The organism is Cellulomonas sp. Y8, assembly GCF_008033115.1.
In the GTDB taxonomy this organism is placed as follows: Bacteria; Actinomycetota; Actinomycetes; order Actinomycetales; family Cellulomonadaceae; genus Cellulomonas.
This window is the reverse complement of record NZ_CP041203.1, coordinates 765,406-787,404: the sequence shown is the minus strand read 5'-3', so window position 1 is coordinate 787,404 and position 21,999 is coordinate 765,406. Positions and strand designations below refer to the sequence as shown.

General features: G+C 75.7%; 19 protein-coding genes and 1 pseudogene. 7 read left to right on the top strand and 13 right to left on the bottom strand.

Annotated elements, in window-relative coordinates:
• Nucleotides 1-16: 16 nt before the first annotated feature.
• From FKM96_RS03530 to FKM96_RS03490, 9 genes are all read right to left on the bottom strand, one after another.
• Nucleotides 17-1,282, bottom strand: coding sequence for an MFS transporter (locus FKM96_RS03530; RefSeq protein WP_147794066.1), 1,266 nt, complete (start codon nucleotides 1,280-1,282; stop codon nucleotides 17-19).
• Nucleotides 1,279-2,709, bottom strand: a complete 1,431-nt coding sequence (locus FKM96_RS03525) for an allophanate hydrolase (protein WP_246855177.1) — start codon at nucleotides 2,707-2,709, stop codon at nucleotides 1,279-1,281. The genes FKM96_RS03530 and FKM96_RS03525 overlap by 4 nt, the downstream gene beginning before the upstream one ends.
• Nucleotides 2,706-3,380, bottom strand: a complete 675-nt coding sequence (locus tag FKM96_RS03520) for an urea amidolyase associated protein UAAP2 (protein ID WP_147794065.1) — start codon at nucleotides 3,378-3,380, stop codon at nucleotides 2,706-2,708. The genes FKM96_RS03525 and FKM96_RS03520 overlap by 4 nt, the downstream gene beginning before the upstream one ends.
• Before the next feature lie 2 nt (nucleotides 3,381-3,382).
• The gene (locus tag FKM96_RS03515; RefSeq protein WP_147794064.1) at nucleotides 3,383-4,219 is read right to left on the bottom strand and encodes an urea amidolyase associated protein UAAP1; all 837 of its coding nucleotides are present in this window, start codon (nucleotides 4,217-4,219) and stop codon (nucleotides 3,383-3,385) included.
• Nucleotides 4,220-4,228: 9 nt separating this feature from the next.
• A complete protein-coding gene (locus tag FKM96_RS03510) occupies nucleotides 4,229-4,870 on the bottom strand; it encodes a cysteine hydrolase family protein (protein ID WP_147794063.1) in 642 nt (213 codons plus the stop codon).
• A gap of 34 nt (nucleotides 4,871-4,904) precedes the next feature.
• Nucleotides 4,905-5,903, bottom strand: a complete 999-nt coding sequence (locus FKM96_RS03505) for an ABC transporter permease (RefSeq protein ID WP_147794062.1) — start codon at nucleotides 5,901-5,903, stop codon at nucleotides 4,905-4,907.
• Nucleotides 5,904-5,978: 75 nt separating this feature from the next.
• Nucleotides 5,979-6,863, bottom strand: a complete 885-nt coding sequence (locus tag FKM96_RS03500; protein WP_210417357.1) for an ABC transporter permease — start codon at nucleotides 6,861-6,863, stop codon at nucleotides 5,979-5,981.
• Nucleotides 6,860-8,590, bottom strand: a complete 1,731-nt coding sequence (locus FKM96_RS03495) for an ABC transporter ATP-binding protein (RefSeq protein WP_147794061.1) — start codon at nucleotides 8,588-8,590, stop codon at nucleotides 6,860-6,862. The genes FKM96_RS03500 and FKM96_RS03495 overlap by 4 nt, the downstream gene beginning before the upstream one ends.
• A gap of 95 nt (nucleotides 8,591-8,685) precedes the next feature.
• A complete protein-coding gene (locus FKM96_RS03490) occupies nucleotides 8,686-10,302 on the bottom strand; it encodes an ABC transporter substrate-binding protein (RefSeq protein WP_147794060.1) in 1,617 nt (538 codons plus the stop codon).
• 254 nt (nucleotides 10,303-10,556) lie between these two features.
• On the opposite strand from FKM96_RS03490, the gene FKM96_RS03485 reads away from it, so the two are divergent.
• Both FKM96_RS03485 and FKM96_RS03480 read left to right on the top strand, forming a co-directional pair.
• The gene (locus tag FKM96_RS03485) at nucleotides 10,557-11,822 is read left to right on the top strand and encodes an amidohydrolase family protein (RefSeq protein ID WP_147794059.1); all 1,266 of its coding nucleotides are present in this window, start codon (nucleotides 10,557-10,559) and stop codon (nucleotides 11,820-11,822) included.
• Nucleotides 11,815-12,546 carry a TetR/AcrR family transcriptional regulator gene (locus FKM96_RS03480; protein WP_168216861.1) on the top strand — a complete coding sequence of 244 codons (732 nt, stop codon included), beginning with the start codon at nucleotides 11,815-11,817 and terminating at the stop codon, nucleotides 12,544-12,546. Before FKM96_RS03485 ends, FKM96_RS03480 begins: the two co-directional genes overlap by 8 nt.
• Before the next feature lie 111 nt (nucleotides 12,547-12,657).
• Here the strand turns inward: FKM96_RS03480 and FKM96_RS03475 are convergent, their stop codons facing one another.
• The 3 genes and pseudogenes from FKM96_RS03475 to FKM96_RS03465 all read right to left on the bottom strand — a co-directional run bounded on the left by FKM96_RS03475 (nucleotide 12,658) and on the right by FKM96_RS03465 (nucleotide 15,950).
• Nucleotides 12,658-13,689, bottom strand: a complete 1,032-nt coding sequence (locus FKM96_RS03475) for a glycine betaine ABC transporter substrate-binding protein (RefSeq protein ID WP_371300521.1) — start codon at nucleotides 13,687-13,689, stop codon at nucleotides 12,658-12,660.
• A pseudogene (locus FKM96_RS03470) lies at nucleotides 13,686-14,574 on the bottom strand (ABC transporter permease). The gene FKM96_RS03475 and the pseudogene FKM96_RS03470 overlap by 4 nt, the downstream one beginning before the upstream one ends.
• Before the next feature lie 8 nt (nucleotides 14,575-14,582).
• Entirely contained in the window at nucleotides 14,583-15,950 is a 1,368-nt protein-coding gene (locus FKM96_RS03465; protein ID WP_147794056.1) for a glycine betaine/L-proline ABC transporter ATP-binding protein, read from the bottom strand.
• Between the two features lie 540 nt (nucleotides 15,951-16,490).
• Here FKM96_RS03465 and FKM96_RS03460 point away from each other — a divergent pair.
• The 4 genes from FKM96_RS03460 to FKM96_RS03445 all read left to right on the top strand — a co-directional run bounded on the left by FKM96_RS03460 (nucleotide 16,491) and on the right by FKM96_RS03445 (nucleotide 20,971).
• Nucleotides 16,491-17,924: a sensor histidine kinase gene (locus FKM96_RS03460; RefSeq protein ID WP_246855176.1), complete on the top strand. Its 1,434-nt coding sequence runs from the start codon at nucleotides 16,491-16,493 to the stop codon at nucleotides 17,922-17,924.
• Nucleotides 17,925-17,976: 52 nt separating this feature from the next.
• The gene (locus FKM96_RS03455; RefSeq protein WP_147794055.1) at nucleotides 17,977-18,642 is read left to right on the top strand and encodes a response regulator transcription factor; all 666 of its coding nucleotides are present in this window, start codon (nucleotides 17,977-17,979) and stop codon (nucleotides 18,640-18,642) included.
• Between the two features lie 164 nt (nucleotides 18,643-18,806).
• Complete coding sequence (locus FKM96_RS03450) at nucleotides 18,807-19,445, top strand: hypothetical protein (protein WP_147794054.1); 639 nt, start codon at nucleotides 18,807-18,809, stop codon at nucleotides 19,443-19,445.
• Between the two features lie 278 nt (nucleotides 19,446-19,723).
• Entirely contained in the window at nucleotides 19,724-20,971 is a 1,248-nt protein-coding gene (locus tag FKM96_RS03445; RefSeq protein ID WP_147794053.1) for an acyltransferase family protein, read from the top strand.
• Here the strand turns inward: FKM96_RS03445 and FKM96_RS03440 are convergent.
• Entirely contained in the window at nucleotides 20,961-21,524 is a 564-nt protein-coding gene (locus FKM96_RS03440; RefSeq protein ID WP_147794052.1) for a hypothetical protein, read from the bottom strand. The two genes, FKM96_RS03445 and FKM96_RS03440, sit on opposite strands and share 11 nt — an antisense overlap.
• Before the next feature lie 102 nt (nucleotides 21,525-21,626).
• Between FKM96_RS03440 and FKM96_RS03435 the strand changes: the two genes are divergently transcribed.
• Nucleotides 21,627-21,923 (top strand): nucleotidyltransferase family protein, encoded by a 297-nt coding sequence (locus tag FKM96_RS03435; RefSeq protein WP_147794051.1) that lies wholly within the window; start codon nucleotides 21,627-21,629, stop codon nucleotides 21,921-21,923.
• The last annotated feature ends 76 nt before the right edge of the window (nucleotides 21,924-21,999 follow it).

The following is a 21,999-nucleotide window of genomic DNA, read 5'->3' as shown; positions in this document are numbered from 1 at the left end:
AGGTGGGGACGGGCGGTCAGACGGCCGCGACCGCCGGACGGCGGGACAGGACCGCGACCAGGACGACCGCCACGAGCATGACCGCCGCCGCCGCGGCGCCGAGCACCGCGTAGCCCGGGCCGGCCACGACCCAGCCGCCCACCAGGGCGCCGAGGCCGGTGCCGAGCGAGATGATCGACGAGTTCAGCGCCACCACCAGCTGCCCGTGCCGGCCCGCCAGCGTGAGCAGCACGTTCTGCAGGGGAGAGTTCATCGCCCATGCGGCGAACCCCCACAGCGCGAACACCGCCAGCGCGGTCCACGCGGTCGCCGTCGCCGGGGTGAGCAGCAGCAGCGCCACCACCGACGTCCCCAGCGCGAGCACGATGCTGCGGGCGGCGCCGAACCGGTCGGCGAGCCGCCCGCCCACGACGTTGCCCGCGACCCCCGCCACGCCGTACGCCAGCAGCACGGCGCTGAGCAGCGCGCCGGTCAGCCCGCCGAGGTCGGTGAGCAGCGGCGACGAGTAGGTCTGCACCATGAGCGCCGACGCGGTCTCGAGCATCGACACCAGCAGCACGACGGCGACGAGCCCGGGCAGGGCGGCGCCTGGCGCGCCCAGAGCGGTGGTTCGGTCCGAGATCGGTGCTTCAACGGACCGATCTCGGCGCGAAGCACCGATCTCGGCGTTCTCCGCGGCCGTGCGCGGGACGCGGACCAGCGCCAGGACGCTCACCAGCGCCACCAGCGCCAGGGCGCCCACCAGGGCGTAGACGCCGCGGTAGCCGAGCGCCGGGCCGAGCAGGTTGCCCGCCGGCGCCCCGAGGACGGTCGCCGTCGTCAGCCCGCCGAACACCGTCGCGACCGCCCGCCCGCGCCGCCCGGGCGGGGCCAGCCGCGCCGCCAGCACCGTGGCCGTCGGCGTGAACCCGCCGGCCGCGACCGCCGACAGCCCGCGCAGCACGGCCACCTGGTCGTAGGTCGTGGCGAACGCCGTCGCGCCGGTGGCCAGCGCGAACAGGCCCAGCGCCACGGCCATGAGCAGCCGGCGCGGCACGCGCCCGACGACGAGCGTGAGCAGCGGCGTGGACACCGCGTACGTGAAGCCGTAGACGCTGACCAGCGTGCCGACCTGGCTGACCGACACGTCGAGCTCCGCGGACACGCTCGGCACCAGCCCGGCCATGACGTACGAGCCGAACCCGATCGCGAACGTCCCGGTCGCCATCGGCCAGAGCCGGGGTCCGCGCGCGGGGCCCGGCGCGGGCGGGGCGACGGGCGGGGTGGCGGCGTCGAGCGTCACGCCGGCACCGGGTCCGCGACCCGGCCCGCGCCGACCCGCACCGACGCGGCCAGCGCCGACGCGGCGGCCGCGCCGTCCTCCGCCGCGGTCCCCGGCGCGCCGTCCAGCACCTCCCACGCCCGCGGCCCGGCGTCGGCCAGCAGCCGCCCCGCGAGGTCCAGCGCGGCGCCGTCCGCGAACCCGCGGGTCAGCACGGAGACGCCGACCCGCTCGCCGGGGACCCCGGCGTCGACCGGCACGGCCACCGCGGCGTACCCGAACAGGTTGCAGAAATTGGTGTACGTCCCGAGCCGGGAGTTCACCGCCACCGGCGCCGCGGCCACCTCGGCCAGCGTCGGGTGGTGCGTGGTCGTCGGCAGCAGCAGCGCGTCGGCGTCGCCCAGCGCGGCCTCCGCGACGACGCGCAGCTCCGCGAGCGTGACGAGGTCCGCGGCGTACCGGTGCGCGGGGAGCTCGCCCGCGGCGCGGATGATGCCTGCCACCACCGGGTCCAGGCCCTCGGGCCCGGAGTCGACCAGCCCGCCGACGGCGGCGTACCGCTCGGCGACGAACGCCCCGTCGTACAGCAGCCGCGCGGCGTCGAGGAACGGCGTGAGGTCGACCTCGCGCAGCGTCCACCCGGCGGACCGGAGCGACGCGACGGTCGCGTCGAACGCCGACCGCCACAGCGGGGCGAGCGCGTCGAGGTCCGCCGCCCGGGGCACGGCGAGCACCGGGGCGTCCGGCGCGTGCCCCGCGACGTCGGCGGGCACGGGCCGCGCCGCCAGCGCGTCCACCCCGTCCGGCCCGGCCATCAGGCCCACCGCGAGGGCCGCCAGCGGCAGCGACCGCGCGAACACCCCCGCGCAGTCGAGCGACCGGCACGCCGGCAGCACCCCGGTGGTCGGCACGAGCCCGGGCGTCGGCTTGACCCCGACGACGCCCTGGAGCGCGGCGGGCACCCGGTTCGACCCGGCGGTGTCCGTGCCGAGCGCGAGGTCGACGATCCCGAGCGCGACGGCGACGGCCGACCCGGACGACGACCCGCCGGAGATCCGGTCGGGGTGGTCGGCGGACCGAACCGCGCCGTAGGGGCTGCGGGTGCCGACGAGCCCGGTGGCGAACTGGTCGAGGTTCGTCTTGCCCAGCACCACGGCGCCGGCGGCCCGCAGCCGGGCGACGGCGGTGGCGTCCGCGGCCGGGGTCCACGCGACGCCGGGGCAGCCCGCGGTCGTCGGCAGCCCCGCGACGTCGATGTTGTCCTTCACCGCGACCAGGCGGCCGAGGAGCGGCAGGTCCGCGCCCGCCGCCGCCCGGTCGGCCTGCGCGCGCACGTCGGCCTCGACGTCGGCCCGGGGCCGCAGGTGGATCCACACCTCGGGCCGGTCGACCTCGGCGATCCGGGCGTAGGCGCGCGTGACCGCGTCGAGCCCGGCCACCGAGGTCACGCCGCCCCCTCCGTCACGATCATCCGCACCGGGGTCGGGTCGAACCCGTTGCACGGGTTGTTGATCTGCGGGCAGTTCGACACCAGCACCAGGACGTCCCGCTCGGCGCGCAGCGTCAGCGACAGGCCGGGGGACGAGATCCCGTCGACGATGCCCAGCGCGCCGTCCGCCTCGACCGGCACGTTCATGTACCAGTTGATGTTCGACACCAGGTCCCGCTTGCCGAGCCCCCACCGGGCGCCCTCGGCGAGGAAGTTCTCGACGCAGGCGTGCTGGTGCACGGTGTGGTGGCCGTACCGCAGGGAGTTGGACTCCTTGGAGCAGGCGCCGCCGATGGTGTCGTGCCGGCCGACCTCGTCGTGCACCAGCGTCATCAGCGCGTCACCGGTGCCGGCCCGCAGCACGGAGCCCTGCACCAGGTAGACGTTGCGCTGCGCCGCGATCGTGTCGGACGCGGAGTACCGGACGGACGTGTCGTGCGCGTCGTAGAGCAGGCAGTCGACGGCCTGGTTGCCCTCCAGGTCGACGATGGTGAGCTCCTGGCCGGCGCGGACGACGGTCGACCACGCGGACCGGCGCGGGACGACCTCGTCGAGCACGACGGCGGCGCCGGCGAGGCGCGCGGGTCGCGCGTCCGTCGAGGGGACGGGGGAGGTGGGTGCAGCGGTCATGGTCACAGTCCCCTCGCGCGGGCGTAGTCGATGGTGTTGGCGAAGGCCCGCTCGGCCTCCGGGCCGGCCGTGGCCTCCGGCGCGTCCAGCCCCGCGGGCGCCCCGCGCCAGGCGCGGACCCGCAGCGGCGTCGAGACGTACTCCGCGCGCGGGTCGACCGGGTGGGGCACGTTGGCGAGCAGCACGACGCACGGCAGCTCGAGCCGCAGCCGGACCCGCGCACCGGCGCCGGCCGACCCGGTGAACTCCGTGGTCCCGTCGTCGGCGATGCGGACGCCCTGGAAGAACGACAGGCTCGGCGGCACGTCGCGCGCGTCCAGCCCGTTCTTCAGCGCGGCGAGCAGCAGCAGCTCGCGGCCGGCGGGGGTGCCGCCCTGCGGGGACCCGTCGCCGTACCGGGCCTCGTTCGCGGCCTTCGACGACGTCCCGGCGAAGGTGTCGTGCCGGCCCGAGGTGTCCTCGACGACCGTCGCGAGCACCCGGCCGCGGTCGGACAGCAGCATCGAGACGGCGCCCAGGTAGGCCTGCCACTGGATCTTCACGGTGTCGGCGACGTTCAGCCGCTCGTCGACCTGGGCCGCGTTGGTGAGCACGAGGTGGGCGCACGCGTCGCCCTCCAGGTCGGTGAGCTCGAGCACCGAGCCGCGGGCCAGGACGACGGTGGTGTAGTTCCCGCCGGCGACGGTCTCGGCGTGCAGCCGGTCCTCGGGCGCGACGTCGGCGGGCCAGTCGGCGGCGGTCGCCGCGGGCACGGTCGGCATCGTGCCGACGACCGTGCCGCCCTGGGCGCGCGCGTGGTCGCGCGCCCCCAGCGGCGAGGCGGTGGAGATGCTGGTCATCGGTCCTCCTCAGACGGCCTGGGCGGTGGTGGCGAGCGCGCGCTGCACCTCGGGGTTCGGCTCCGCGGTGACGAGCCACTGCTGCACGTCCTCCGCGGTGACCAGCGCGTCTCGCTGCAGGTAGTCGATGGCGCGCAGCGCGGCGTCGTGCGCCTCCTGGGAGGACCCGCCGACCGCGTCGGTGACGACCCGCACCCGGTAGTCGTGCTGGTGGGCGTCGACGGCGGTGTAGTGGATGCACACGTCGGTCAGGCCGCCGATGAGGATCACGGTGTCGGCCTGGTACGCCTTGAGCACGATCTCCAGCTCGGTGCCGAAGAACGCGGAGTACCGGCGCTTGCGGATGAGGAACTCGTCGGGCCGCGGGTCCAGGCCCTGCGCGAGCTCGGTCTCCGGCCAGCCCTCGACGCAGTGCGGGCCCTCGGCGCCGTCCAGCTCGCGGCCGATGTCGATCAGCGAGGGCTTGTGCACCTCCTGGATCCAGACCACCGGGATGCCCTGCTCGCGGCAGGTGGCGATCATCTTGCGCACGCGCGGCGCCCGCTCGGTGCGGCCGGGCATGTACGGGATCTCGGTGCGGGACTCGGCGCGCTCGACGTCGCCGCCCTGGATGTCGACGACGATGAGCACGGCGTTGCCGGTGACGTTCATGAGGTGGTTCCTTCCGGGGGTGGTGCGACCGCGCTCAGGCGAGGGCGATGCGGCGGTCGGCGGCGGCCTGGAGCACGTCGACGACGGTGTTGAGCAGGACGTAGACGACGCCGAGCAGCAGGGCGACGCCCGCGATGGCGGGGAAGTCGGAGGCCGCGACGGACTTGTCGAGGTAGGAGCCGACGCCGGGCCAGTCGAAGATCTTCTCCACGACCACCAGGCCGGCCAGGAGCATGCCCGCCTGGATGCCGACCATCGACAGCGTCGGACCGAGGGAGTTCCGGACGGCGTGCCGCACGAGGATCTGCCGCTCGCCCATGCCGGCGGCGCGGGCGGTGCGGGCGTGGTCGGCGGCCATGTTGGCCTTGAGCCCGTCCACCAGCACCCGGCCGATCGCGACCGCGGGGGAGATGGCGGCGCACAGGGCAGGCAGCGCGAGGTGCGTGACGGCGTCGCCGGCCACGTCGAACCGGCCGGCCAGCAGCCCGTCGAGCACCAGGAACCCGGTCGGCCCGGCGGGGGCGTCCCGCAGCCCGGTGCGGCCGCCGGACGGCAGCCAGCCGAGGTTGCCGTAGAACACCAGCAGCGCGACCATCCCGAGCAGGAACGTCGGGGCGGCGGCGCCGCTGAGCAGCACCACCCGCACGATGCCGGCGCCGCGCCACCGCAGCGTGGTGAGGGCCGCGAACGCCACGCCCAGGACCAGCGCGATGCCGAGCACCCACGCCGCGAGCTCGAGGCTGGCCGGCAGCACCTGGGCCAGGTTGTCGGCGACCGGGGTGCGGCTGCGCAGCGAGTTCTGCAGGTCCCCGTGCAGCAGGCCGTCGAGGTAGGTGAGGTAGCGCTGCACCAGGGGCTCGTCGAGGCCGAGGCGCTCGCGGGCGGCGGCCACCGCGTCGGCGGAGGCGTTGGCCCCGACGTACGCCTTGGCGGGGTCGACGCCGCTGACCTCCTGGAGGCCGAACAGCGCCATCGTGAGCGCGAGCAGCACGCCGATCGTCGCGGCGACGCGCTTGACCAGGAACATCACCATGCGAGGGCCTCCTCGGCGGCTCGGGACGGGCGGGGGGCGGCGGCGCGGCGCGCGGCGCGGGCGGGGCGGCGCACCTCAGCGCCCCCGCATCAGGTCGCGGACGCCGTCGCCGGCGAGGTTCGCCGCCAGCGCGATCACCAGGACCGCCAGGCCGGGGAAGATCGGCACCCACCAGGCCTGCAGCAGGTACGCCATGCCCTGGGCGGCCATCGCGCCGAGCTCCGGCGCGGGTGCGGGCGACGACAGGCCGATGAACGACAGGCCCGACAGCGCGACCACCAGCCCGCCGACGTCGAGGCTCGCGGCGACCACGATCGTGGAGCGGACCCCCGGCAGCAGGTGCCGGGTGACCCGGGTGCCCCATGGGGTGCCGGCGAGCCGCGCAGCCTCCAGGTGCGGCCGGGCGGCCCACGCGCGGACCTCGCCGCGGACCAGCCGCGCGTACAGCGGCCACCAGACCACCGCGACGCCGACCAGCGCCGAGGTGAACGACGCGCCGAGCGCGGCGGCGACGGCCATCGCGATGACCAGGCCGGGCAGCGCCAGGAACAGGTCGGTGGTGCGCATCAGCAGCGCGTCGACCCAGCCGGGCAGCGCTCCGGCCAGCAGGCCGATCAGCCCGCCGACGAGCACGCCGGACGCGATCACGATCACCGCGGCGACCAGGCTGGACCGCATGCCGAACAGCAGGCGGGACAGGATGTCGTAGCCCAGCGCGTCGGTGCCGAGCAGGTGCTCGGGGCTCAGCGGCGGCAGGAACGCCTCGCCGCTGCGCAGGACCGGCGAGTGGGGCGCGAGCACGGGGGCGGCGAGCGCGACGGCCACGATCAGCGCGAGCGCGCCGATGGCGACCAGGTCGACGCCGAGGGCGCGGTGCCGGACGGCGGTGACGCGGGCCCAGCGGCGGGCGGCGCGGGTGGTGGCGCCGCCGGGGGAGACGGCGAGGTCGGCGGTGGTCACAGCGCGGCTCCGATCGTGGGGGTGGCGACGCGGTCGCGGCGGTGCTGCGGGCCGGGGATCGCGCCGAGCAGCGTGCGGGTGTACTCGTGCTGCGGGCGCTCGCAGACGTCGTCGGTCGGGCCGACCTCGACGATCCGGCCCTCGCGCATCACGGCGACCCGGTCGGCGACGATGCGGGCGGCCGCGAGGTCGTGCGTCACGAACAGCACGGACATCCCGAGCTCGCGGCGCAGCCGGCCGATCAGGTTGAGCACCGTGGCGGCGAGCGACACGTCGAGCGCGCTGGTCGGCTCGTCGCACAGCAGGACGGTCGGCGGCACGATGACCGCGCGGGCGAGCGCGACGCGCTGCCGCTGGCCGCCGGAGAGCTGGTCGCCGCGGGCCCGCGCCGTCTCCGGCGGCAGGCCGACCGTGCGCAGGGCGTCGAGGACGCGGTCGGTGCGCTCCGCCCGGGACATGCCCGTGACGTGCGCCTGCAGCCGCTCGTCGAGCATCGTGCCGACCCGCAGCCACGGGGTGAGCGAGGCGCCGGCGTCCTGGAACACCATCTGCGGGGCGGCGCCCGCGGCGACGGTCACCTCGCCGGCGGTGGTGGTCTCCAGCCCGGCGACGACGCGCAGCAGCGTCGACTTGCCGCAGCCGGACTCGCCGACCAGCGCCACGGCCTCGCCGGCGCGGACGTCGAGGTCGACGCCGCGCAGGGCGGCCAGCTCGCGGCGCCGCCACGGCGGGCCGCTGCGGAACACGCGGTGCGCGTCGCGGACGGTGACGGCGGCGCCGTCGCGCAGGACCACCGGGGGCCACACCTCGGGGAGCCCGGGGGCGGGCGCGCCGGGGGCGAGGTCGAGCACGCCGTCGGCGCCGACGGCGACGTCGTCGTCCGCGGGGGCAGGTCCGGGCGCGGGGGCGGCGGGGGTCACCGGCATCGCCGCCAGCGGCCGGTCCCGCGGCGTCCGCAGGTCGATCCGCGACCGCAGCAGGTTCTTCGTGTACGCGTGCGTCGGGTTGCCGAACACCTCGTCGACCCCGGCCGACTCGACGATCCGCCCGTGCTGCATCACGGCGATCCGGTCGCAGACCTGCGCCGCGACGCCGAGGTCGTGGGTGACGAACACGATCGAGCAGCCGATGTCCTCGCGCAGCGTCAGCAGCAGGTCGAGGATCTGCGCCTGCACCGTGACGTCGAGGGCCGTCGTCGGCTCGTCGGCGAGGATCAGCGAGGGGCGGCGGGCGACGGCGAGCGCGATCATCACGCGCTGGCGCAGGCCGCCGGACAGCTGGTGCGGGTAGGCCTTCAGCCGGTCCGCGGCGCGGGGGATGCCGACGTCCTCCAGCAGGGACAGCGCGTGGGCCCGGTCGCGGGTGACCTCGCCGAGCTGCCGCCCGATCGTCATGGTCGGGTCGAGCGAGGTCATCGGGTCCTGGAACACCGCGCCGACGTGCTGCCGGCGGGCGGCGCGCCGGGCCGCGTCGGGGGCGCCGATCATGTCGGTGCCGGCCAGGTCGACGGCCCCGGAGACCACGGGGCGGGCGGAGGCGGGCAGCAGGCCCATGACCGACAGGCCGAGGATGCTCTTGCCCGAGCCGGACCCGCCGACCAGGCCGACGACCTCGCCGCGCTCGACGGTCAGGTCGACGCCGCGGACGGCGTGCACGCTCTCGCCGTCGCGGGTCAGCCGGACGTCGAGGCCGTCGACGCGGAGCACGGGGCTCTCGGCAGCGGGCATGGCGGTCTCCTTGGGCAGGGAACGAGGGGTGGAGCCCGGGACGGGGCCGGTCAGGGGGTGACGACCCCGCCCCGGGGTCAGGGGTGGCGCGGGGGTCAGCCCCGGCCGAGCGCCGCGAAGTGCAGCACGTCGTACTCGAGGACGTTCTGCGCCTCGGTCGTGCCGGTGACGTCCGGCGTGGTCAGCAGGGTGGTGTTGAGCGACCCGATCGAGTACCAGTAGCGCGTGGCGTTGATGGCCTCGGCGACGGGCGCGTACGCCGTGATGTCCTCGCTGGCGCGGGCGGTGCCGAGCAGGTCGGTCAGCCCCGGCACCTCGGCGCCGAACAGGTCCAGGCCGCCGGCCGGGGTGTAGATGATGCTGGCCCAGGCGTCCGGGTGGCCGGCGTCGGGGAACACGGAGAACACCGCGAGGTCCGGGCCCTCGGCGCCCTCGTCGGCGATGCCGTAGATGGTGCCGGCCGAGTAGGCGACGGCCTCGGCGGGGATGCCGGCGGTGCTCAGCCGCGAGCCGAGCTCCTCGGCGACGGCCTTGCCGTCGGCGCTGGACCCGGCGTACGCGATGCGCACGGTGCCGGAGGCCGGCGTGCCCAGCGCGTCCCAGGCGCCCTCGTCGTAGACGATGCCCTGGTCGTCGATGCTCGCGTCGACCATGCCCTGCGGGAACAGCTGGTCGGTCGGCACCTCCAGGCTGCCCATGGCCTCGTCGATGATCGACTCCTTGTCGATCCCCGCGAACAGCGCCTCGCGGTCCGCGACGTCGGCGAGCCAGGCCGAGCCCGGGTTGACGTAGATCATCTGCGTCGTGAAGTTCGGGAAGGTCGACGTCGTGACGTCCTCGCTGCCCTCGAACGACTCGAACGAGGTCTTGTTGAGGTTGCCGAGGATCGCGTCGATCTCGCCGCGCTCGAGCTGCAGCTGCGCCGACGAGGCGTTCTCGGCGACCTGGATCTCGATGGAGGTGAGCTCCGGGGCGTCGCCCCAGTAGCCGTCGTAGGCGGTGAGCTCGTAGCGCTCACCCGTCTCGACCGCGGTCAGCTCGTACGGGCCGGTGCCGGCGTCGCGCGTCGTCAGGTAGGTCTGCGCGAAGTCGTCGCCGGCCTCGTCGGCGAGCACCGTCGGGCTCACGAGCTTCACGCCGAACGGCGAGGCGAGGTAGTCGGGGAACGCGGCGTTCGGCGCGGTGAGCGTGACGACGGCGGTGAGGTCGTCCGGGGTCTCGACGGACGCGACGTCGCCGACCATGTACGCCGGGCCGGCGTCGACCTGGGTGCGCCGCTCGAACGACGCCTCCACCGCCTCGGAGGTGAGCTCGGTGCCGTCGTGGAACGTGACGCCCGACCGCAGGGTGAACGTGTAGGTGAGCCCGTCGTCCGAGACGGTCCACTCCTCGGCGAGCTCCGGGACGATCGTCGGCTCCTCGACGCCGTCCTGATAGGCCACCAGGCCCTCGTAGGTGTTCTCGATGATGTTGAGGCCGGGGCCGTCGTAGTTGACGTCCGGGTCCGGCGGCGTGGTGTAGCCGGTGAGCATCACGGCGGTGAAGGTGTCGTCGTCGTCGCCGGACCCGCCGCCGACGGTGCCGCTCTGCCCGCAGGCGGTCAGGGCCAGCAGCCCGGCGACGGCGGCGGCCGCGGTGGTGGTGCGCGTGCGGGCGGCGGTGCGGGGGCGGCGGGCGGACCGCGTGGTGGCGCGGACGGTGCTCGGGCTCATGCTCGGTGCCTCTCGGTCGGGGGTGCGTCGACGGGTGCGGGAGGAGGGGGCCGCGACGCCGAGGGGAGGGGAGGTGCGGGGAGGGCGGACCCGTCGGATCCGCGCCGTGGTGCGGCCGACGCATTTCCTGTCGGTGACCGGAAAAGTAGACCCGGAGCGTTGCCACGGGGTTGCGCGGTGTTGCCGGGACGTAAAATCTGTCTGTGACAGGTAATGGGCTAGCCTGGCCGCTCCCGACCCCGAGGAGCACGCCCGTGACCGACCTGCTGCTGCGCGACGTGCGCCTGATCGACGGCACGGGGGCCGACCCGCGCCCAGGCACGGACGTGCTGGTCTCGGGCGGCCTGATCGCCGCCGTCGGGCCCACCGGGACCGTGGTGCCCGGCGCCGCGACCGCCGACCCGGCCCGCCTCGCCGTCCTCGACGGGGCCGGCCGCACGCTGCTGCCCGGGTTCCTCGACTGCCACGTGCACGTCAGCACGTCGCCCGGCGGCGACACCCTCGGCACCGTCCTGGCGCCGGAGTCGCTGCTCACCCTGCGGTCCGTCCCGCACCTGTCGGCGACCCTCGACGCCGGCGTGACGACCGCCCGCGATTTGGCCGGGGCGGACTCCGGGTTCCGGGACGCGCTGGAGCAGGGGCTGGTGCGCGGCCCGCGACTGCAGGTCGCCATCCGGATCCTGTCGATCACCGGCGGGCACGGCGACTGGCGCACGATCGAGGGGGTGGCGCTGGACACGGGTCCCGGTGCGGGAGCGGTGGCCGACTCGCCGGCCGAGTTCGTGCGCGCGGTCCGCGAGGTGCTGCGGCAGGGCGCCGACTGGGTCAAGGTCGCCGCGACCGGCGGCATGGGCAGCCCCCGCAGCCACCCGGAGTCCGGCGGCCTGTCGGAGCCCGAGCTCCGCGCCGTCGTCGAGGAGGCCGACCGGCACGGCGGCGTCGGGGTGGCCGCGCACGCGCAGGGCGCCGCGGGCATCGCCGCCGCGGTCCGGGCCGGGGTGCGCAGCGTCGAGCACGGCTACCTCGTGGACGACGCCACCATCGACCTGATGGGGGAGCGCGGCACCTGGCTCGTGCCGACGCTGTCCACGCTGACCCGCCCGGTGGCGGACGGGGTCGCGCCGTGGGTCGCCGCCAAGCGCCGCGCCGTGGAGGACACCGCGCGGGAGCGGCTGCACGTGGCGATCTCGGCCGGCGTGCCGGTCGCGCTCGGCACCGACGCGGGCATCGCCCCGCACGGCACCAACCTCACCGAGCTGGCCCTGCTCGTCGAGCACGGGCTGTCACCGGCCGCCGCGATCGTCGCGGGCACCTCCGGGGCGGCGCGGATGCTCGGGATCGCGGATCAGGTGGGCACGGTGGCGCCGGGGCTGCGCGCCGACCTGGTGCTCACCGACGTCGACCCGCTCACCAGCATCGACGCGCTCGCGGACCCCCGCCGGGTGCGCGTCGTGGTGCAGGATGGGCGGGTCGTCAAGGACGCCCGCGCCGACGACGGGAGGACGGTGGACCGTGGCTGAGCAGGCCGAGGCCGCGCCGCGCCGCCGGGGCCGGCCGCGGTCGGCCCCGCGCGCGAACTCCGCGCTGAGCACCCGCGAGGAGATCCTGGCGGCCGCCGCGTCGCTGTTCGGCTCGCAGGGCTACACCGAGACCACGACCCGGCAGATCGCCGACGCCGTGGGCATCAAGCAGGCGTCGCTGTACTACCACTTCGCCGACAAGAGCCAGATCCTGCGCTCGCTGCTCAAGGGCACCGTGGCGCCGTCCGTGCAGTTCGCCGACTGGCTGCGCACGGCCGGCCCGGACGGCGGCCCCGTCGACCCGGCCGCTGCGCTCGCCGGCCTCGCGCGGTACGACCTCGACGGGCTGCTGCGCGACCGGTGGAACCTGCACGTCGTCTACCGGCTGCTCGACATCGCCGAGACCGAGTTCGCCGAGACCCGGGAGAGCCAGGTCGCGCTGCGCGCGCACTACCGTGCGCTGTCCGTGGCGGTGCTGGAGCGGCAGGGCGTCGACGCGGCGGAGCTGCCCGAGGCGGACCTGGAGCTGGCGTTCGGGCTGGTCGAGGGCATCATCAGCCAGCGGCAGTGGGGCGACGACGGCACCCGCGCGGCCTACGCCGAGGCCGTGGTGCGCGGCTGCCTGCGCCTCGCGCACGTCCCGGAGCCGGAGATCGCGGGCGCCGTGGCGGCGGGCGAGTCCCTGGCGGCCCGCTTCCGTGAAACGGTCCCCCAGGCGGACTGACCGCCAGTCTCCCGCTCTCCCCACCGACGGGCGGCGGGGCGGGCAGGCCCGGGGACGGCGACGGCCCCCGCACCCGGGGGTGCGGGGGCCGTCGTCAGGCCGAGCAGGGCGTCAGACGCCCGCCTTCTCCTTGAGGTCCGTGACGAAGTCCGGGTTCTCGTCGAGCCACTGCTGCGCGGAGCCGGTCGGGTCCGACCCGCCGTTCTCGTTGAACATGAGGTTCTCGAGCGAGAACAGCTGCTCGTCGGTCAGCTCGAACGCGCCGATGAGCTTGGTCAGCGTCGGGTAGTCCTCGCCGAAGCCGGTGCGGCCGACGGTGTGGATCTCCTCGGCCTCGCCCATGGCGCCCTCGGGGTCCTCGAGGTCGCGGACGGGGTAGGCGTCGTACGCCCAGTGCGGGCGCCACAGGGTGACGGCGATGTTCTCGCCGGCGTCGGTCGCGCCCTTGAGCTCGGCGAGCATCGCCGGGGTCGAGGAGACGACGAACTCCATGTCGTCCAGGCCGTAGGTCGGGATGGCCTCGTCCTGGGTGATCCGGGTCAGGCCGGCACCGGACTCGATGCCGACGATCCGGTTGCCGAACGCGTCGGCGTTCTCGGCGAGCTCGTCGATCGAGGTGATGGGCGCGTCCTCGTTCACCGCGATGGTGAGGCGGGCGTCGTCGTACCAGACGCCAAGCTGCTCCATGTCGTCGCCGTACTGCTCGAGGTAGTCCTCGTGCGTGGTGGGCAGCCACATGTCGAAGTTGACGTCGAAGTCGCCACCGGCCAGGCCGGTGTAGACGACGCCGGCGTCCGCCTCCTGCGACTCCACCGTGTAGCCGTCCTCCTCCAGCATGGTCTGGAACAGCGCCGACACGGCGATGCCCTCGTCCCAGCCGGAGTGCACGCCGATCGACACGGTGGGCAGGTCGCCGTTCTCGAGGCGCTCCTCGTCGGAGGCGCTGCCGGAGCCGCCCTCGGAGGCGCAGGCCGTCAGGGCCAGGCCGGCGACGAGCGCCGAGGCGGCGAGGGCGGAACGGCGGGTGCGGGTGCGCATGCGTGTCCTTCCGTGGGCGCGCGGCAGCGTGCCGTCGCCCGGGTGGGGGTGGGTGGGGTGCGGGACGGACCGCCGAGCGGCCCCGGTGGGAGAAGGAGGCGTCAGGCCTTCGTCGCCGCGGCGACCGCGCGGGCCGTCTTCGAGCGGGTGCCGAACGCCGAGGTCACGCGGTCGAGGAACATCGCGAGGATGACCACGGCCAGACCGGCCTCGAAGCCGAGCGAGACGTTGACGCGCTGCAGGGCCTGGACGACGTCGCCGCCGAGGCCGGGGGCGCCGGCCATGCCGGAGATGACCACCATCGACAGGGCGAGCATGATCACCCTGGTTGACGCCGGCCATGATCGTCGGCATCGCCAGCGGGAGCTGGATCTGCCGGAGGATGCGGCCGTCGGAGGAGCCGAACGCGTGCCCGGCCTCGACGACCTCGCGGTCGACCTGGCGCAGCCCGAGCTCGGTGAACCGGACGCCGGGCGCCATCGCGAAGATGACGGTCGCGACGATGCCGGGGACGACGCCGACGCGGAAGATGACGACGGTCGGGATCAGGTAGACGAAGGCGGGCATCGTCTGCATGAAGTCGAGCACCGGCCGCACGGCCCGGGACACCCGGTCGTTGCGGGCGGCCCAGATGCCGAGCGGGATCGCGATGACGAGCGCCACGACGCTCGCCAGGATGACCAGCGCGAGGCTGTCCATCGCGTTCTCCCACTGGTTCACGCCGGCGATGACGACGAGCCCGGCCAGCGTGCCGACGGCGAGCTTCCAGCCCTTCGCGAACAGCGCGACCAGCGCGAGCGCCACCGCGATGAACCAGAACGGCGGGCCGCTGAGCACGGTGTCGAGGCCGTCGTAGGCGCCCTCGAAGATGCTCTTGATCGCGGAGAACAGGCCGCGGAACGTCGTGGTCACCCAGTCGACGGCGACGTCCACCCACTCGCCGAGCGGCAGGCGGGGGACACCCTGGTCGGTGGACTCGAGGGCGAGGATCGGGGCGGTCACGCGCGCACCTCCGTCGTGTCGGCCGCACGGCCCGCGCTGGGGGCGGCGGTGGTGGCGTCCGGGGCGGTGCCGAGGGGGTCGGCCCCCGGCGCCGGGGCGGTGGCCGCGGTCGGGTCGGCGTCGCCGGCAGCGGACGCGGCGGACGTCGCGGCCTGGTCGGCCGTCGGGGTGCCCTTCGGCGGGGTGCTGGTGTCGACGGGGACCATCGCCTCGAGCAGGATCGCCCGGGGGATGACGCCGACCAGGCGGCCCTTGTCGTCGGTCACGGGGACCGGCAGCGGCGACTCCGCGGCGGGCGCGAACACCTCGGCCAGCGGGGTGTCGACGGACACCGAGGTCAGGCTGTCGTCGATCAGCCCCTCGAGCGTGTCCTTGCCGGCGCGGGTGGCGTCGACGGCGTCGGCGTCCCGGACGATGCCGCGCAGCACGCGGGTGCGGTCGACGACGTAGGCCGCGGCCACCTGGGCGTCGCGCATGGTGCGCAGCGCGAGGCGCGGGCCGCCCCCGGCGAACGCGACGGCGGCGGGCCGGCGCATCACGGAGGACGCGGTCAGCACGCGGGTGCGGTCGACGTCGGCGACGAACTGGGCCACGTAGTCGTCGGCGGGCGCGGACAGGATCTGCTCGCTGGTGCCCACCTGGACGACGCGGCCGTCGCGCATGACGGCGATCCGGTCGCCGAGGTACATGGCCTCGTTGAGGTCGTGCGTGATGAACACGATCGTCTTGCCCAGCGTCTGCTGGAGCTCGAGCAGCTGGTCCTGCATCTCGCGGCGGATCAGCGGGTCGAGCGCGGAGAACGCCTCGTCCATCAGCAGGATGTCGGTGTCCGCGGCGAGCGCGCGGGCCAGGCCGACGCGCTGCTGCATGCCGCCGGACAGCTCGTGGGGGAGCGAGTCGCCCCACTCGCCGAGGCCGACCATCTCGAGGGCCTCGTCGGCCTTCTTCCGCCGCTCGGCCTTGTCCATGCCCTGGAGCGCCAGCGGGTAGGCCGCGTTGTCGCGCACCGTGCGGTGCGGGAGCAGCGCGAAGTGCTGGAACACCATGCTGACCTTGCGCTGCCGGATGGACCGGAGCTGGGCCGCGCTGACGGCGCTCAGGTCGTCGTCGCCGAGGACGACGCGTCCGGCCGTCGGCTTGAGCAGCCCGTTCAGCATCCGGATCAGGGTCGACTTGCCGGAGCCCGAGAGCCCCATCACCACGAAGGTCTCGCCGCTGCGGATCTCCAGGTCGGCGTCGATCACCGCCGCCGTGCCCCACTGGCGCACGTCCTCGCGGGACGACCCGTCGCGGAGCCGCTTCACCGCCTCGTTCGGCCGGCGGCCGAACACCTTGTACACGCCTTCGACGCGCAGTCCTGTCACTCATCCACCTCGTCACGTCATGACGCGCGGCCCCATCCCCTCCGCGGGCGGAGGTCGGGTGCGCCCCGGGGGTGGGGCGCGCCGGGGGCGCAGCGTCGGTCGGCAGCGCCGCGCGGCCCGCCCGGAGGGGGCCGGTTGCGCGGCGGCGGGACACGCCTCGGCCCTCGCTGCCGCACCCCGGGGAGGGGCGCTGCGAGGGCCGGAAGCAGGCGTCGCACGCCGACCATTCGTCGATCTGGTCGGGAACCACCGTGCCCCATCTCGGCGCGGATCGCGAGGCGCAGACGTGTCGAAACGGTGCGTCGTGGGACGATTTTACCTAGGTAAAGTCCGTCTGACCTGCGACTTTACCATTTCTTGTATTGTTACCGCTTTGTGACCTGGCGGTCGGGAACTCGGGGGTGCCGACCCGGGGGACGTCCCCCGGACGGGTGGGTGGCGCACCGGGTGCCGCCGGGTGCACCCCGCACGGGACGATGGTGGGGTCCGACCGACCCGGAGCGCCACCGCGGCGCACCGGCCCCGCACGAGGAGCACGCCATGTCCGCCACCCAGCCGGCCCCCGCCGGACCCGCCGGCCCGGCCGCGGCCCACCCCGGCGGACCGTACCCCGCCGCGTACGCCCCCGGGTCTCCGGTCGCGACCGTCCCGGTGCACCTCACCGCCGACCTGCCGCGCGGCGCGATCTGGGCGCCCGGCGTCATGGGACGGGCGTGGCGCGAGTACGGCTACCTGTTCCTGGCGCTGCTGATCGCGCCGTTCGCCTTCGCGTACGCGGTGGTCGCGGTCGTGCTGCCCCCGTCGGTGGCGATCACGGTCGTCGGCCTGTTCGTCGCGGGCTGGGTGGTCGTCGGCGGCCGGATGTGGGCGGCGCTGTACCGGGGGATGGCGCGCGGGATGCTCGGCACCTCGATCGCGGCGCCGATGCCCCGCCGCCGGCGGCGCGGGTTCTGGCGCCGGCTCGGGGTCCTGCTGGGCGACGCGCCCGGCTGGCGCGGGGTCGCGTTCGGGGCGCTGTCGCTGCCGCTCGCGATCGTCGGCTTCGTGGTGCCGACGACGTTCCTCGCCGTCGCGCTCGGCGGCACCACGCACTGGTTCTGGTACCGGTGGCTCCCGCTGCAGGAGGCGTCCGACGGCACGCTGCACCGCGGGGCGTCGTTCGGCACCGACTACTTCATCGACACCCCGCCGCGGCAGTGGATCCTGATCGCCGTCGGCCTGCTGGCCTTCCTGGCCTGGCACCGGCTGACCCTCGGGTTCGCGCACCTGTTCCGGCTGCTCAGCACCAGCCTGCTCGGCCCGACCGGGTCCAGCCTGCGCGTCGCGCACCTCGAGCAGACCCGCGGCACCGCCGTGACCGACGCCGACACCCGGCTCCGCCGCATCGAGCGGGACCTGCACGACGGGACGCAGGCCCGGCTGGTGGCGGTCGCCATGCAGATCGGCGACGCCCGGGACCGGCTCGCGCACGAACCCGGCGCCGACCCGGCGACGGTCGGGCTGCTCGACGAGGCGCACGGCGCGCTCAAGGACACGCTGACCGAGCTCCGCGAGATCGCCCGGGGCATCCACCCGCCGGCGCTCGACAACGGGCTCGCGGTGGCGCTGGAGACGCTGGCCGCGCGGAGCCCGGTGCCGGTGACCGTCGACGTCGACCTGGCCGCCGTCCGGCCCGCGCCCGAGGTCGAGACGATCGCGTACTTCGCGGTCGCCGAGCTGCTCACGAACGTCGTCCGGCACTCGGGCGCCACCGGGGCCTACGTCCGGGTCGAGGCCGACGGCGGCGCGCTGTGGCTGCGGGTGCGCGACGACGGCCACGGCGGCGCGCGGCTCGGCCTGCCCGGGGCGTCCGGCGGCTCGGGCCTGGCCGGCCTGGCCGACCGGGTGGCGACGGTCGACGGCGAGCTCGACCTCGACAGCCCGGTCGGAGGCCCTACGGTGGTGACCGTGCACCTGCCGCTGAGCGCCCGATGAGCCGACCGGTTCCCCGCCCGTCGCACGTCCGCACCCCGGCGGGGGGTGCCCCGTGCGGGTCGTGATCGCCGAGGACTCGGTGATCCTCCGCGACGGGCTCGCGGCGCTGCTCGCCCGCCGCAACCACGAGGTGGTCGCGGCGGTCGGCGACGGGGACGCGCTCGTGAAGGAGGTCGCGGCGCTCGCGGCCGCCGACGCGCTGCCGGACATCGCCGTGGTCGACGTGCGGATGCCGCCCGGGTTCACCGACGAGGGGCTGCGCGCCGCGCTGACCCTGCGCGAGACCCACGCCGGCCTTGGCGTGCTGCTGTTCTCGCAGTACGTCGAGACCCGGTACGCCGCGCAGCTGTTCGGCGGCGACGCCCGCGGGGTCGGCTACCTGCTCAAGGACCGGGTCGCCGACGTCTCCGACTTCCTCGACGCGCTGGAGCGGATCGCCGCCGGGCGCACCGTGCTCGACCCCGAGGTCGTCACGCAGCTCATGGGCGCCGCGCGCGTCGACCCGGGCATCACGCGGCTGACCCCGCGGGAGTCCGAGGTGCTGGAGCTGATGGCGCAGGGCCGGTCGAACGGGGCGATCGCCGACGCGCTCGTGCTGACGTACGGCGCCGTCGAGAAGCACGTGACGGCCATCTTCGGCAAGCTCGACCTGGCCCCCGACGCCGGCGACCACCGCCGTGTCCTGGCGGTCCTCCGCTACCTCAACCTGGAGGCCTGACGCCGGCGCCTGCCCGGCGCGCGTCCCCGGCGCGCGTCCCCGCCCGAGGTCGGCGGTTGCGCCCGAGGTCGTCGGTTCCGCACCCCCTCCCGCGGACGGAAGCCACGACCTCGCGCTAGCGTCGGTCGAGCGCGCCCGCGCCAGCCGACGGAGGGACCCCCGCCATGCCGAAGCTCACTGCACCGCAGCTGCTCTGGACGGGCGTCGTGCTCGTCGTCGTCGGCATCATCGGGGGCTGGATCGGGCAGGCGCTGTTCATCGAGCTGCTGTACCGGGCCTCCTGGCTGTACGGGTTCGCGCAGACCGTGGGCAGCGCACTGACCGTGGTCGGCGCGGCGATGATCGGCGGGGCGTTCGTCGTGGGTGCGCTCCAGCGCGGACCGGCGGCGCCCCGGCCGGCGCAGCCGCAGCCGTACGGGGGCGCGCCGGGGCAGCCGTACGGCGGCGTCCCGGGTCAGCCGGGCGGCGGCTACCCGGTGGCGGGCGGGTACGGCGCGCCCGCGCCCGCCCCGACCTCGGGCGGGTACGGCGCGCCGGCGGGCGGCGGGTACGGCGCTCCCGCAGGCAGCGGGTACGGCGCGCCGGCGGGCGGCCACCCCGCACCGGGCGGGTACGGCACCGCACCCGAGGCCAGCGGGTACGGCCCGACGCCCGGCGCACCTGCGCCCCAGCAGGCCGCCCACCCGTCGACTCCGGGCGCGCCCGCGACCCACCAGGACGGGTCCCAGGCTCCGACGGCCGAACCCGGGCCGGGTCCGGCCCCCGAGCAGGACCGCCCGACCCCCTCGGCGGGCGACCGCTAGCCCGCCGACCGCGGCGCGACCGCGGTCGGCGGGGACGACCGGCCGCACCGTGCTCGGCGCGGCGCCGGTCGCCGGCTCGCTGGTGCCCGCGGGCGTGCGACGGCACGCCGGCGCGGTGCCGGAGCCGGGGGACAGCCCCCGTCCGACGTCGGGTTGACCGCCACGCAGGACGGGGGTCGCACCCGTTCTGACCTGCGGTTCCGTTCGACAGGCTGGTGCCGTGCCCGATCGCCGGGCACCCGCGCGGGAGGCCGCGCGGTCCCCTCGGGAGCGCCGCCATGTCGACCGTCCTGCCTGCACCGCCCCGCGAGGCGAACACCCTCGCGCTCTCCGCCGGTCCCGCACCCACCCGCCCGGTCCGCGGCGCTCCCGCACCCGCGGTCGTGGCCCCTGCGGCGGCCGCCGCGGCGCCCCGTCCCCGCCGCGACCCGTTCGTCGACGGCGTCCGCGCCGTCGGCATCCTGCTCGTCGTGGCGCTGCACTGGCTGATGGTCGAGGCCACCTGGGACGGCGAGACGCTGATCGTCGGCAACGCCCTCGCCCACGGCGGCGCCTGGCTGCTGACCTGGCTCCAGCCGCTGCCGCTGCTGTTCTTCGCCGCGGGGGCCGCGGCCCGCTACGACCTGGACCGGCACCCCGGCGAGCCGGGCTGGCGGTTCGCGGGCGTCCGGCTGCTGCGCATGGCGCGGCCGGTGGCGGTGTTCGTCGGGGTGTGGGCGCTGCTGGTCGCGGCGCTGCCGTGGCTCGGGGTCCCCGTCGCGGCCGTCGACCGGGTCGCCCGGATCGTGCCGCAGCCGCTGTGGTTCCTGGGCGTGCAGATCGGCCTGCTCGCGCTGACGCCCGTGCTGCTGCGGGCCCTGCGCCGGTGGGGCGCCGCCCGGGTGCTGGTCGTCGCGGCGGCGCTCCCGGTGGTCGTCGACCTGCTGCGGTTCTCCGACGAGGTCGGGCTCCCCGGGGCGCCGAACGTGCTGCTGGTGTGGGCGGTGCCGTACCTGGGCGGCCTGGTCTACGCCGCCCGCCGGCTCGCCGCGCCCGAGGACGTCGCCGCCCGCGATCTCGTCCCGGAGCGCACCGCGCTGACGCTGCTCGCGCTCGGCGGGCTCGCGGCCACGGTGCTGCTCCTGGCCGTCGGCCCGTACCCGCGGTCGCTGATCGGGATGCCCGGCGACGCGCTCTCCAACCTCGCCCCGCCGACCGCCCCGGTCGTGGGCTTCGCGGTGGCGCAGGTCGCGGCGGCGCTGCTCGTCCGGGACGCCGTCGCCCGGTGGGCCGCCCGGTCGCGGCTCGTGCGCTGGGCCGGGTCGCGGTCGATGGGGCTGTACCTGTGGCACCTGACCGCGATGTTCGCGGTGTCGGGCGTCGTCCTGCTCGGGGTCGGCGAGGTGCTGCCGGAGCCGTGGACGTGGGACTGGTGGGCGACCCGGGCGTCGTACCTCGCCGCGGCGGGGGTGGTCCTCGCGGGGCTGGTCGTGGCGAGCCGCGCGGCGGAGCGGCTCCTGCCGCGGCGTGCGCGGGTCAGTGCGTGAGCCAGCGCCAGGAGGCGAGGATCAGCTCCGCGGTGTCGCGGCACTCCGGCGGGTCGCTCGTCGCGTGCACCCAGCCCGCGACGAACGCCCAGCCTCGGTGGCTGAAGTGCCAGTCGCGGGACAGCACGCGGTACCCGGTGCCGTCGGAGGTCCTGACACCGATCTCGACGCGGACGGCGGGTTCCCCGGCGAACTGCGACGGGGTGGGCGGGCTCAGCACGACGTACCCGTGGTCGCTGACGTGGTGGGACACCGCCGCGGCCGCGGTCTCTGCAGCAGAGCCGGCGCGCGGCACCCGCCCGATGCAGGTGCCCACGGCGACGGTGCGCCGGCCCGACGCCACGGCGAAGTCGGCGCGGGACCCGCTGGGACCCCGCCTGCGGATGTCGTGCGACGGTCCGCCGGTCTGCAGGACGTAGCCCGGACGGCCCGCTCGGTCCGGGGGCACGGTCACGAGCTGATCGAGCACGCCGGAGAAGGGCGGGTGGCCTTGGAGCCGGGCGCGCTGGTTCGCGCGCTCCCGGATGAAGGCATCGGTGGCTCGTCTGATCACACCCAGGACATCGGCACGCCGGGCCTCGTCCCTGATGGCGGTCGTCCACAGGTCAGGAGGAGGGCTCGCGGAGCTCGGCGACCGGTCGCCAGCGTGGAGGGCATGGTCCAGCTCGACGACATCCTCAGGGACGCGATCGCCGCCTACTGCCGGCGCTACCGCTTCGCGCGTCTCGATGTCTTCGGGTCCGAGGCGCGCGACGAGGCGACGGCCGACTCGGACGTCGACGTCCTGTACGACCTCGTGCCGGGCCGCCACCTCTCGTGGGAGGTGGTCGACGCGGCCGACGACCTCGCTCGGATCCTCGGACGCCCGGTCGACCTCGTGTCCAGGCGAGCGCTGCACCCCCTGCTCCGGGACCAGGTCGAGGCCGAGGCCCGTCCGCTCTCTGCAGCGTGACCGCCTGTACCTGACCGGGATGGTCGAGGCCTGCGCCCGGATCGTCGACCTGACCGACGGCAAGGCGGTCGCGGAG